The following is a 12,598-nucleotide window of genomic DNA, read 5'->3' on the forward strand; positions in this document are numbered from 1 at the left end:
TATTGGTTTTCAGACAATATAAAGAGTCCAGTATCATTTAAGAGCAATTCAACTGTTTAAAATCAATATTTCATGGTGAAAACAATTTTTGAAAATTTAAATATCATTAGGAAATTTTTAAAATTATTTCCCAATGAATGTTTAGTGCTGATTGCAGATTTCCTTGTATTGGCAATACTTGCAGTCATCACACTTGCAGGAGTTGAATATTCCCTCATGAATATTTCTTGCAACTGTTTCAAGTTCCTCTTTAAGCTCCTCCATATACTCCTCATCGATTTTAAAGTCAATCATTTTTTTGGATTTGATTGCATAGACTTTAAGTTCGTTTATTTCACGTCCGCAGTACTGCTGGTTCTGGTCTCTAAGGGCAAGCACGTAGAGGTGAAGCTGCTTTTTGAACTTGTTTTTGTATTTTGACTCAAGGCGAGTGTTTTTATAATCGATTATTCCGAGATTTCCGTCAGTTTCATAAACCAAATCGATTACACCTTTAAGAGCATAGTTTTTATCCTTGAGATAGAACGGATATTCGCTGTCAAGTATCTTGAGATTTTGGCCGTAGGTTTCATAGTAATGGATTACGTTTGCTGTAATTTCATTGAGGTCATGCTCGTACTGTACGGGATCTTCTTCGTGAAGCTCCTCGTTTGACATTTCGAAAAGCTCACTGACCGTTTTTTTAACTTCCTCATTACCTATAAACACATTGCCGTTTGCCTTTATCTTTTTGTTAATGACTTCAAGTGCCTTGTGGACAAATATACCCTCATCGATTTCGCTTTTCTCTGAAATGATGAATCCAACATCATTGGCCAGTTTGTATCTGAAAGGACAGTTGTTGTAGTTTTCAAGTGCTGTGAAACTCAAATCGATGCAGTAATCGTCATTGGCCTCTTCCGGCTTTCTTGCGAGTACATCGATTTTTATGTCTGATGTGTCAATCAGCCTGCATGTATCAAGGTTTTCGTTGATTGCGTTGTGAATACGTTCAGGGCCTTTAGGAAGGCTTTCAAACTCTCCCCTTTCTAAAGCTATCTTTTTGGACGCTGATGAGTTTTCAACGATTGAGGAAAGTATTAAAGTGTCTTCGGCACGTGTCATTGCAACATAAAGCACCCTTTCCTCCTCCATCTTATGGGACTCCTCAGGTCCGTATGCCTCGTCGAATTTAGGATATTCAAGACACTCATAAGGTGTGAAGTAGGCAGGTTTTCCGAATATCCAGCCATGGTCAGGGTTCGGGTCGATGTATTTCATCGGGAACTTGTCCTTTTTAAGTGAAGGAACAATAACAATTGGGAATTCAAGACCTTTTGAAGCGTGAACTGTCATTATCTGAATTCCGTCTTCAACTTCAAGGTATCCCTCATGAGAGCCGATTACTCTGTAAATAAACCAGAACGCACCTCTGATGTCCCTTTCAAATCTCACTTCACAAAATGTTGAAAGTGAAGCGGTAATCTGTGAGAGGTTGTGAATCATCTCCTCGTTTTCAAGTATCAGATCCTCATTTAAAAATCCTGTAATGTCGGTTAAAAGTTTTAGATACACTTCAAGAACTGTAGGCCTTTCATAGAACTTGACGTCTTCTGCGTAAAGTTCGTCTTTAAACTGGTTTAGCCTTCTGAAAAATTCAAGGTCATCGGGATTTGTTATTCCGTAATCCAGAAGGTTTTCATTTGATAAAACAGGCCTTTCAACGCTTTCAAATATTCTCACTTTAAGCTCCTCGTCACGGCCAAGAACCTTTGCAAAGGTATTCATTCCGCCTTTTTTGTGGTCTTCAAGCCACAGCCTGTTTTCAGTTTCGACAACTTCAGCTTCGAATTTGTCCTGAAGTGCGTAAAGTATTTCTTTTGTTTCATCTGAAAGCTTAAATAGAATCTGGTCAGCGTAAGCTCTTAAGTTAAGCCAGCCTGCTTCCCACCTGTTAAAAAAGCTTCTGTGCGGATCATCATCTGCAACAAGATGGAAAAAAAGTGTGAGAACAGATTTAACCTCATCCTTTTCTAGGAGATTGCTGAGACCTGAAATCTGGAAATTGATGTTGTTTTCATCAAGAAGTGTTAAAAGCGGTTCAATGCATCTTGATGAACTCGGATTGACTGAACGCATAAGTATTCCGATATCTGAAAGTTTATTTATTTTGCCGTTGTCAATAAGATAGCGGATAACCTTAAATATGCTTTGGGCCTCGATTTCAGCATCTTCACTTACAAGATAATATGTATTCGAATGTGCATTTCGCCCGCAGGTTGCCTTTCCTAAAACTGAATCGGACGGTCTTTGATGCTTGATGAAATCCTCGGATATGTCTATGATTTCCTGAGTTGAGCGGAAATTGTCAGGCAGGCTTTTAAAGGCAAATTCATTTCCGTGATTGTCTGCAAGATATGTGAAAGGATTTGTGTTTGAGCCCCGAAATCCGTAGATACTCTGGTTGATGTCACCAACAACTGTAAATGATTCGGCGGTTTTCATAAGCTCCTCGAAAAGCGCCATCTGAATAGGGTCGGTATCCTGAAACTCGTCAATGAGAATATTTGTAAACTGTGTTGTGAAATCGTCCCTTTTTGCAATTTCTAAAGCGTCCTTTTGCATATGGGCATAGTCTATTGCCTTTTCACGTTTGAGGATATCTTCATAAATAGGATATGATCTGGCAATCTGGAGGTATTTGGCATTGTATTTTGACTTTTTGAATTCTTTATTATCTTTAACCTCATCATAAGGATATTTACCGTCATGTTTTTCCATATAATCACGGACAAAGGCAATATATTCCTCACTTACAGGTCTTGTCTTTTCGATATAGTCAACCAACTTGTCGGTTTTAACTCCGAATGAGCAGTATTCGTTGTATTTTGCTGAAATGTATGTGATTTCACCTGAAGACATATATGCTTCCTGGGTAAATCCGAGTTCTGCCATGTGTTTGCCTATAAATAAAAGATTTTTTTCACCTGAATCGTCTGAAATGACATTGAGACCGACATGGCCGTTTTCTTCTAAAATCCTTCCGCAGAAGGAATGGATTGTAGAAATCTGCATTTTTTGAACATCACTTTTTAAAAGATTGCCGTCAGCCAGCCTTTCCTGAAGCTCTTCGGCAGCTTTAGTGGAAAATGTGATTATCAGAAGGGTTTCAGGCTTTACTCCAAGTTCATTGACCATATATTCGACCTTTTCTGTTAAAACTCGAGTCTTTCCCGCACCGGGACCAGCCTCAATTCTTAAAAACTTTTTATCTTCATTAGTGTGGTCGTATTCAACGACCTCTCTTTGCTCTTTTGTTAGTTCAAATGCCATATGATTTACCTCACGATAGTTAATAATAATTTATCCACAATCCAATAAATAATTTTGTCTGACGGTCCAATTGAAGTATTGTAATGGTTGAATTTTCGTTTGATTAAAAGTGTATACAATAGATTTTTTATTAAAATAATTGGTTGAATTTTTAATATGCTAAAAGATTGGTTAAAAAAATAAAAATTTGAATAGGTGAGCTATATCATTCAAACAAGTTTTGAATGTCTGAAGACTTAGTCGAAATAGGACTCATCATAATAGCCAATTTCTTCAAAATCATCGTAGTTTAAATCATCATTGTCATCATCATAGTCGACACCCCAGTCAGGGCTGTCTGATAAATCAGAACCGCATTCTTCACAAGTTGCTCTTGAATGACTGTTCAAGTGTCCGCATACACTACAGGTTATCATATTATCATTTTACTCTTTTTAAATTGTTAAAGTTAATTATAATCTATTAGAATTTAATATTCTAAATGAATATTAGCAGCTTAAAAGATTCTCTATTTTAGATTGATTATAAAAAATACAATATCTTTTTAAATTAATAATGATAAAAACAGTTTATAGACAAAATATATGGTGTTTGCAATGAAAAAGCCAATGATTTTAATAACTGCCTTAATATTGTTCTTATCAATAACTACTGTTAGTGCAGGTTTATTTGGACCTCCTACTGCTGAATGCAAATTGTTTGGAATAGAAATTCCTGAAGATTATGGTACAAGTGACGGTTATGACCCTTTTGGTGAAACTGGTTTTTATGTAGTAGACTGGAATAATCAAAATGGAACTGATAGAACATTACACATATCGGAAGTGTCCTCTTTTGATGATTGGAATCATTCAGAATCAGAACAAGTAATTGAAACTTATGATGATGGTGATGTAAAAACAGAATTATGTTATGACCCAGAAAAAACTATGTATGTCTCTGAGTATAATAGTTATAAGGGAGAAGATGTTTATGGTTATAATTATACATTCACTGAATTTACCAAAGATGGTCATAATTATGTGATTATAAATGAATTTGAGGGTGATTATCATGATATTGACCTTAAAAAAGATGCGGATATAGCAAAACAAATTAAAAAATCACTTTGGCATAAATAAACTGTAACCTAATTATTTAATTATTTTTTTATATTTTTTTAATTTTATCTGAGTATAGCACCAAAAATTGTAATTGAAGAGGTTTGTTTTTTTGGTTCTAATAATAATATCTCCCCAATACGCATATAACTATTTACATAACCTTTTTTAGATTAAACTAATCTTTAAAAATACATAATAACTCTGAAAAAATATTAAACAAAAATATGGAAATACAAAAAAATATGATAATGAATCTAATCTCATTCTTTTAAAGGTTTAATTGATAATAATGTAAAAGTTATTTTTATAGTTGATATCCACAATTTGGGCAAAATTTACAATCTGAATCAATTGGATTCCCACAATTACTACAAAATTTCGCTGAAGAATCATATTTTTCTACAGATATTGGAGTTCCCATTATTTCTGCTTTTTTCAAATCAAACTCTTCTTTTGTAATTAATCCTTTTTCTAATAATTCAGCATATTTTAACAATTCATCAGCATTACTGTTATTAACATTTGTTTCGGTTGTTTCTACAACATAATTTCTGCCAGTTAAATATTGTTCAAACTTAGAAGTAATATAGTTAATATAATTCTCAGGAACATATTTTAATTGGACATATTCAGCTGATTTTAAATTAATTATTAGACTTTCACTTAAATGTAATCTTCCTCTTGCATCATAATCAATACTAGCTATATTTTCATAATATAATTTTCTATTTCCCATTTTACTTTTTAAAAACACTGACTCTTTGACAATTTCTAAATAAGCATCTTCAACGAAAACATATGCATTCTGAACATCACGAGTATTAGAATTTGTAAAAGTTGAATGTCGCATTTCTTCAATAGTACATTTACACCATACTCTATTTCTAAAAGGAATGCCAAATTTTTGTTCTAATTGAATTTCAGTTTGTTGAGCAAGTTCTACTCTTTGTTGTTCAAATTTTTCATTTGTTTCATCAACACTCATTGGTTCCCCATATTTTTCAGATAGGAGTTCAACAACACGGTTTTCAACATCTTCCTTTGTTAAACTGCCATTTTTAATCTCTTTTTCAATTTTATTAACTATTTTTTTAAAAAATCTTTGTTCTGATATACCCATCGTAGTTATACCATATCTTGGAATAATCCTCCTAAATCTAAGATAATTATCATATTTATAAGTTTTAATTTCAATTAATGCTTCTTTTTCAATTTGTTTTTCCTCAGAAGTTTTTTTATCAAATAATCCCATTTTTTCACCAAGGTATTATCACTTAAAATTATTTATAAATTTATTAGATGAAACATATATTTATTTTGAAAATATTATTTTTATTCTAATTATTTTGTTTTTATTTCGTTTTGCTGTTTTTATTAGAGTATATGTTGAAGCTACATTAGATTTAATGAATCAAACTTTTCAAATAACGTTACCAAATTTATAGAGAATATATCGCAATTTATTGGAATTGTCTTATTATTTATTTTTCCCCTAATAATGTGTTCATTATTCTAATAACTTTTTTGAGCTGATAACTATGAAAATTAATTACTCCAAATTGAAGAGTAGTCTAGATATTTATAAACGTCAAATTCAATTGAGTATTGCACCAAAAACTAGTAGAGAAGATAAAGATTACAAATACTGTATTAATTGTATTGTTCCTGTTGGAATAGCAGAAAATCCAATCTTACAGAAAATTTATTTTATAGAAACTGATAATATACATTTAGTGTGATTAAAATGGATTTAAGCGATGAAATGTTAATGGAAATCTACTACGTTAAAACCTCAAAAATCAGAAACAAAATAATGAAAACACTGAAAAGAGAGGTTAAAATTCCAAGTAAGATTTCTGATGATACAAAGATTGGAAGAAATCATGTTTCAAAAGCTTTAGGTGAGCTGAAAGATCATGGACTGGTTGAATGCATTAATCCCGAAATGAGAAAAGGCAAACTGTACAGATTAACTGAAAAAGGAAAGATAGTAAGCAGATATTTAAGCTAAATTATCCGGAACTGGTAGAGGATTAATTTACTTGCAAACTATTTAATGCTCTATAAATTCAAACTGAAGATATCCATTTTCCTATTTTCCAGATAATATTGATCAACTTTTTTGCCGGAAGAATAATAACCAGAATATTTTCAAGACCAAAACATCTAATTGTATATTATTATCTACTTCAACCACAGACCCTAGTTTTACCTCAAAAATTTTATTTTCCATATATCTTTTTTAATTTATTGATATATTTTTCAAGTTCTTCCAATTCATCACCTAATTTTTTAACTTCTTTTTCATTAATAAAATCCTTGAACTGTTCATGTTCCTCCACCCAGTTAATAAATTCTACTGTTTCTTCTTCATCACTGAATCTTCTAGAATTATACATCTGTTTTACTATGATATCTCTTTTTTCTGAAGATTCAATTTGTTTACGATAACTGTAATGCAAGTTTGAACGAATTAAATTTGGTAAGTATTCATCTAACTGGAATAACTCTTCTTGATGTTTTTCAATGTTTTTAATGTTAACAACATGATATTTGCGATATATTCTTTCTTTTTGTTTAATGTAAAATTCATCTAAAGCATGCATTATAAAATCATCACATTTTCTCTTTTGTTTAATCAATTAATATTAACTTCACAGTATCATAATCAAATTTATTAAAGCTGAATCCAATGCAGGTATCCTTTTAACAATAATACTTTATTTTCGGACACTCTTTTTGTTCAAGCGGAAATCCCTTTGGATTTTGAATCATTGGCCAGCCCACACCACCTCTTTTGATTTCAAATTTTCCGGAATATATCAGCTCCCCATTTTCGCCGTAGGCATTACCATTCCATGGTGCATTTGGCCCATAACCTCTTGTTAAGGCCCATTGGCCTTCAAAACGAAGACGGCCTGAAGGATAATATTCTTTTCCCTGAACAATTCCTTTTATATCAAATATTCCCTCCCGGTATAAATTGCCATTGGCAAAATAGGCCTTACCAAACCCATATGGAGAATAATTAAGTGTATAGCCTTCATACACCAAGTTACCATCTTCATCATGCAGTTGTCTTTCTACGATCTGGTCTCTTGGATAATAATTGACCTTATCATAGAATTTGGACTCGGAAATAATGTCACTATCCCCTACATTATCAACTGAAATGGAACAGTAGGTTTTATCAACAACGTCAATCAAAAACAATAGTCCGGAATCAGCATTGCTTTTAAATCCGTTTTCTTTTAGAAATTCAATTAATTTTAGTTTTGCTTCATTTGAAGATATTTTAACATAATATTGGCGATATTTTACTCTTGAAGTGTATTCCTTTACATGTTTTTTGAATCTCTCAATCATCGCTGGGCGTTGCAAATTATCTGATTCGATTTCCAACATCCGACTGTAACATTGCCATGCATCAACATATTTTTCCATTTCTATCAGTTGATCTATTCTTAAGCTAAGGCATGTACTAAATTCTCTTTTTATATAATTGAGATTATCTTCATCGGATATTCCTATTTTCAATATTTCCTCAAAGCATTCAACGGCTTTGCCATATTCTTCTTTAAACATGAATACGTCCGCTTTTAAAGATATAAAATAATCATTGTCCGGATACAAAATTATTGCATTATTCAAAAGGGTTAACGCTTCTTTAAATTCCTCCCGGAGATATAAGCATCTTGCTTTATATCCTATTGCCCTTTGATTATTAAAATCATGTTTTAAAATTTCATCACAAATATCTATCACTTCAGAATAGTTATTTTCATAGTATGCAGATTCACATTTATCTAATAAATCCTGTATAGTCATGTTATCACCGAATTTGGATTTTTTTTCGACAATTCAACTAAACTATATACGTTTAGGTGGTGGTCTTAATTATCATAATAAAAAAAATTTATATGAATATTGTTAATATAATGTTAATAAGTTGGGGTTTATAAATGTTTCTGTTGAAAAATTAATTTCAATAAAAGAGAACAATATTAAAATAAGAGATGATGTATAATCAAAAAAAGTTTCATAAATTCCTGAAATCCTAATTTAAAAAAGAAGACTATAATTTAAATGAACTTAAAGACTTTATCTAAAATTATCATGATAACCTATGGCTATTCATCATAGCGAAGTGTTACATTTTTGAATTTTTAGTTGTCCTTTACACCAGCATCCCCAATATTTAAATTTAACATTGAAACATCCATTTTCTTATTATTTAAATAATATTCATTCATTAATGAAACCGGAAGCATAATGACCTGAATATCTTCCAAACCCAAATTAGACAATATATCTAATTTTACATGCCCCTTATTTTCAATAACTTGTGAATAAGTCGGGAATAAAAATGCATTTTTAACGCCTTTAAAGTCATGAAATTCAATAAATTCTCTAAAAGCCAGTTCATAGAGGTATTGTTTGGTAACTGACTCCAGACCGGGCTGGCCGTCCAATACATCCTGTGTGAATTTTAAACTGTAATATTTGGCATCAAGAATAATGAATTCATTGTTGTAGAAAGTTACGATATCCGGAATAAACGTGCCTTCAGCATCTTTCGGATAAATATCCTTATAATACCATTTTGGTTTTTTAATAAGTTTTATTAATTCCTTGTTTGGTGAATATTTGGAGTTTAACTTAGTCGGCAATGTTAAATCCCTCAGTTTTTTATTTAACTTATCGGAAAATACTTTTGCACAAACTTCTTCCCAGATTTCATGATAAGCTGATGTGCCGTACAGTGTCAGGTAGTTTTCATTAGTATGTGCGTTTTTATTTGATAAATAGGAATGCATTGAGCGAAGCAGTTTAATTTTGTGAGTATTGAACTCCACATTCAGTTCTTTTTCAAGCTTTTCTAAAATCAAATCGGCATCGCCAAAATCTTCAAACTCCTTATCGGACAGTTCAACAGGAGTTAAATCAAACAGTTCCAAAAGACCTGCTTTTTGCAGGTAACCGGAACACTCCGTAATAATATACTCATGCAAAAGTCTGAAAAAATCAAATAAATCGTTGATTTTATATTTGGTTTGAAGCTCAACGTAATACGGCTTTTTGTTTTGTATGATTGCAACATTGTCGTTGACGGTTTTATTCCAGTCGATTTCACCGTTTCCGTTGGTTTGGAGGATATTCTGGATATTTGTATAAACTCCGTTTTCAAAGTAGTCCTCCAGGAAAAATAACATCATTGACAGCCGGTTGTATGAAATATCTTCAAGCTCATCGTTTTGATAGGTCAAATCATCCTTTGATTTGTTGTATTTTTTAATTACATTAATTACCTGTTTGAAATCCTCTTTAATGTTGTCTTTTGATGTGATGTATTTAGGATAAACGTTGATGACAATATTTTCAATTATAATTACTCCGACATAGTTAAACTGATAGCTGTCATTTGTGAATTTGACAATATCATATTTTAAAAGCTCATCGAGGACTTTCTGGTTGTCTTGAAGGATTTCTAAAATATCTTTTTTTGAATAATATTTTAGCTCTTTAATGTAGACATTCTTCATTTATTCACCATCATCTGTGATGAAGTTCTCTTTAATTGAGTCTGTAAATATTTCGATTCCGTTTTTGTCAAATTCATCGCAAACCTGGAAATAGGTTATGTTTTTGGCCTTGTCAACACCTGAAAACAACTGGTTTCTTTTTGATTTTGCAGCGTCTTCAAACAGATACATGATAATTTTGTTTTTGAATATATCCTTGAAGATATCTTCAGGTATTTCTTGGTTGTGATATTCATTAAATGCAAAGAACGGTCCGATAAGTTTATCCTCATTGATTTTGTATGATAATAATTCATCGTTGATTGCTTTTCTGAGGTCGTTCCAGTTGATCTCTACATTGTTTAAGGTGACTTTAGTATCTCGGATTAAATCATCATTGTTGTTTATGGAAAAATACTTGAAATCCCATCTTCTCTTAAATGCCGTATCCATCGGGAAAACTCCCTGGTCTGCTGAGTTCATGGTTGCCCAGATAAACATGTTTTGAGGAATTCTGATTTTTGATTTGTTCAGATAGGTTTTCATATCCTCTGTTGCATCAATAGGATATAATGATTCGAAATCCTGTCTGTCCAGAAGCTGGAAAACCTCACCGAAAACTGCCGCAACATTTGCCCTGTTGATTTCTTCGATTATTAACAAGTAAGGTTCACTTGGATTGTTTATTGCTTTTTTAAGAATTCTCATGAAAGGTCCCGGGACATATTTATATGTAATTGAATCTCCTATAGGAACCGGTTTATAAGTTCCAACAAAATTAGCATATGAAAAGTCTGGGTGGAAAGTTATTCTTTCATAGTTTTCTTCATAATTTTCCAGTAATATATTCTTATCTTGGTTTAAATTATAGGATTTACCAGTGCCCGGAGCCCCAAAATAGATTATATTTCGTTTAAAATTAATAATAGGTGGTTTTTTTGATACATTTTTTAAAATATCAACTTTAGCATCCTCATTAATTTCATATACGGTCGATACCAAACCTAAATGTTTTCTAGTAGATTTTTTTAAATCAAATTTTATAATTTCATCAATCCATTCAACATCTCTTACATCAAAATAATTATCATTATTATTGTCCGTTTTTGTTATTTTTTCAGACCGATAGTAATCCGAAGTAATTTTTCCTAACAAATAAGAATGATTATCCCACGTAAGAGATGTAATTACATAATCCCCAACTTTAATATCATTAACAAATTTATAAACTAGTTTAACTGATTTATAATTTTTATATTTTTTATAATATAATTGTCTAATTTCTTCAAAAGACTTATTAGTTAAATCACCCAGATTCCAACCGATAGCAACTAAATTATATTTTTTAAAATCCTCTTTTAAAAAAGCACCTGGACCTGCTCTTACCATCCACATATTTGTCATTTACTCACCAATAAAAAATGTGTTAATATTGTTAAAATTTATGTTAAAAGATATTAAAAAATTTAACCAATGAATTTCCTATGAGCAATCTTTACATTAGTTTGATTAACCATTGCGTACTGCATCGTAGTATCTATTTGAACATGACCTAAAAGTCTTTGTACTTGTTCTATAGGCATTCCTTTATCAATTGCATTTGTTGCCATTGTCCTTCTGAATTTATGAGGATGTACTTTTTTAATATTAGCTCCACGACCCAATTCACGAATTCTTCGCTCAACACCATTAATTCCCAAACGATTATGTGGTTTTTTAAATGCCACAAATAACGCAGGATTATTATCTTTTCGAGTTTCCAAATATTTTAATAAGTGAATTTTTGTTTTTGCATCAAAATAAACTGTCCTTTCAGAATCACCTTTACCCAATACTACACACTCCCTTTCATTAAATGAAACATCATCTATATTTAAGTTAACAAGTTCACCTACACGTATACCAGTTGATGCCAATAGTTCAATCATTGCCAAATCCCGAATATTTGTACAATTATCTCTTAAAACCTCAAAATTTTCATCTGAAAGAACTTCTTTAACAACTTTTCTAGTCTTAATTTTATGAATTCTACGAACAGGATTTTTTAGAATATAATCCTCATCTTCAAGCCAACTAAAAAAACTTGAAAAAACTCTTCTAATGTTATCAACCGTTGTTTTTGATGCATTATTATTGTTTTTATAATTAGCTAAATAGTTTCTCAAATCATCAGTGGAAATATTTTCAACTTTCAGTTTAACTTGATCCAGCATTTTTAAAATCGTAGTTTTATAGTAATTAATAGTTCTCTCAGAACACCCCTCAACTTGCTTAGCAGATAAAAAATTATTTAATAAATCCTGATTTTCTTTAGATTCTTTAAATGTTAATTCTTTATCTTTTTTAATAACTTCAAAATCTCTAAAAGTATTTTTTAAAGTGATATTAAGTTCTTCAATTTGTATTTCGTTTAAAAATGGTTTCATTTTAGTTTTAATTGAATTAATTAATTTAGTTTTCATGTGAATCACCGTAATAATTTATGTCATTTATATATGAGGTTATCTTGCAGCACAAAGTCTTCGATTTATGGAATGGTCAAGTAGTTGGAATAATTGTAAACTTGAAGATATTGCTGATATAGTTGGGGGAGGAACGCCTAGAACCGAAGTAGATTCTTATTGGGATGGAGATATAAAGTGGTATACTCCTTCAGAAATT

10 protein-coding genes are annotated in these 12,598 nt (G+C 31.3%); 2 read left to right on the forward strand and 8 right to left on the reverse strand.

Annotated features, from left to right (window positions below):
• Nucleotides 1–141 precede the first annotated feature (141 nt).
• Both IJL02_RS10455 and IJL02_RS10460 read right to left on the reverse strand, forming a co-directional pair.
• On the reverse strand, nucleotides 142–3,312 hold the full coding sequence (locus IJL02_RS10455; protein ID WP_292816117.1) for an ATP-dependent DNA helicase: 3,171 nt from the start codon (nucleotides 3,310–3,312) through the stop codon (nucleotides 142–144).
• 236 nt (nucleotides 3,313–3,548) lie between these two features.
• A complete protein-coding gene (locus IJL02_RS10460) occupies nucleotides 3,549–3,728 on the reverse strand; it encodes a hypothetical protein (RefSeq protein WP_292816119.1) in 180 nt (59 codons plus the stop codon).
• A gap of 180 nt (nucleotides 3,729–3,908) precedes the next feature.
• Here IJL02_RS10460 and IJL02_RS10465 point away from each other — a divergent pair, with 180 nt between their 5' ends.
• Nucleotides 3,909–4,433, forward strand: coding sequence for a hypothetical protein (locus tag IJL02_RS10465; protein WP_292816121.1), 525 nt, complete (start codon nucleotides 3,909–3,911; stop codon nucleotides 4,431–4,433).
• 286 nt (nucleotides 4,434–4,719) lie between these two features.
• On the opposite strand, the gene IJL02_RS10470 is transcribed toward IJL02_RS10465, so the two are convergent.
• Entirely contained in the window at nucleotides 4,720–5,667 is a 948-nt protein-coding gene (locus IJL02_RS10470; RefSeq protein WP_292816123.1) for a zinc-ribbon domain-containing protein, read from the reverse strand.
• 492 nt (nucleotides 5,668–6,159) lie between these two features.
• Here IJL02_RS10470 and IJL02_RS10475 point away from each other — a divergent pair, with 492 nt between their 5' ends.
• Nucleotides 6,160–6,426, forward strand: coding sequence for a winged helix DNA-binding protein (locus tag IJL02_RS10475; protein ID WP_292816125.1), 267 nt, complete (start codon nucleotides 6,160–6,162; stop codon nucleotides 6,424–6,426).
• Nucleotides 6,427–6,637: 211 nt separating this feature from the next.
• On the opposite strand, the gene IJL02_RS10480 is transcribed toward IJL02_RS10475, so the two are convergent.
• From IJL02_RS10480 to xerA, 5 genes are all read right to left on the reverse strand, one after another.
• Entirely contained in the window at nucleotides 6,638–7,057 is a 420-nt protein-coding gene (locus IJL02_RS10480; protein ID WP_292816127.1) for a hypothetical protein, read from the reverse strand.
• A gap of 64 nt (nucleotides 7,058–7,121) precedes the next feature.
• A complete protein-coding gene (locus IJL02_RS10485; RefSeq protein WP_292816129.1) occupies nucleotides 7,122–8,243 on the reverse strand; it encodes a tetratricopeptide repeat protein in 1,122 nt (373 codons plus the stop codon).
• 338 nt (nucleotides 8,244–8,581) lie between these two features.
• On the reverse strand, nucleotides 8,582–9,958 hold the full coding sequence (locus IJL02_RS10490; protein WP_292816130.1) for an LlaJI family restriction endonuclease: 1,377 nt from the start codon (nucleotides 9,956–9,958) through the stop codon (nucleotides 8,582–8,584).
• Nucleotides 9,959–11,341 (reverse strand): McrB family protein, encoded by a 1,383-nt coding sequence (locus tag IJL02_RS10495; RefSeq protein WP_292816132.1) that lies wholly within the window; start codon nucleotides 11,339–11,341, stop codon nucleotides 9,959–9,961.
• Nucleotides 11,342–11,403: 62 nt separating this feature from the next.
• On the reverse strand, nucleotides 11,404–12,399 hold the full coding sequence (xerA, locus tag IJL02_RS10500) for a site-specific tyrosine recombinase/integron integrase (RefSeq protein ID WP_292816134.1): 996 nt from the start codon (nucleotides 12,397–12,399) through the stop codon (nucleotides 11,404–11,406).
• Between the last annotated feature and the right edge of the window lie 199 nt (nucleotides 12,400–12,598).

The sequence above is a fragment of the Methanobrevibacter sp. genome (genome assembly GCF_017427765.1).
Classification (GTDB): domain Archaea; phylum Methanobacteriota; class Methanobacteria; order Methanobacteriales; family Methanobacteriaceae; genus Methanocatella.

Bases quoted from the DNA above. Each gene is read 5' to 3' on its own strand.
- IJL02_RS10455 (WP_292816117.1), bottom strand. From the start codon at position 3,312: ATGGCATTTGAACTAACAAAAGAGCAAAGAGAGGTCGTTGAATACGAC.
- IJL02_RS10460 (WP_292816119.1), bottom strand. From the start codon at position 3,728: ATGATAACCTGTAGTGTATGCGGACACTTGAACAGTCATTCAAGAGCA.
- IJL02_RS10465 (WP_292816121.1), top strand. From the start codon at position 3,909: ATGAAAAAGCCAATGATTTTAATAACTGCCTTAATATTGTTCTTATCA.
- IJL02_RS10470 (WP_292816123.1), bottom strand. From the start codon at position 5,667: ATGGGATTATTTGATAAAAAAACTTCTGAGGAAAAACAAATTGAAAAA.
- IJL02_RS10475 (WP_292816125.1), top strand. From the start codon at position 6,160: ATGGATTTAAGCGATGAAATGTTAATGGAAATCTACTACGTTAAAACC.
- IJL02_RS10485 (WP_292816129.1), bottom strand. From the start codon at position 8,243: ATGACTATACAGGATTTATTAGATAAATGTGAATCTGCATACTATGAA.
- IJL02_RS10490 (WP_292816130.1), bottom strand. From the start codon at position 9,958: ATGAAGAATGTCTACATTAAAGAGCTAAAATATTATTCAAAAAAAGAT.
- IJL02_RS10495 (WP_292816132.1), bottom strand. From the start codon at position 11,341: ATGACAAATATGTGGATGGTAAGAGCAGGTCCAGGTGCTTTTTTAAAA.
- xerA (WP_292816134.1), bottom strand. From the start codon at position 12,399: ATGAAAACTAAATTAATTAATTCAATTAAAACTAAAATGAAACCATTT.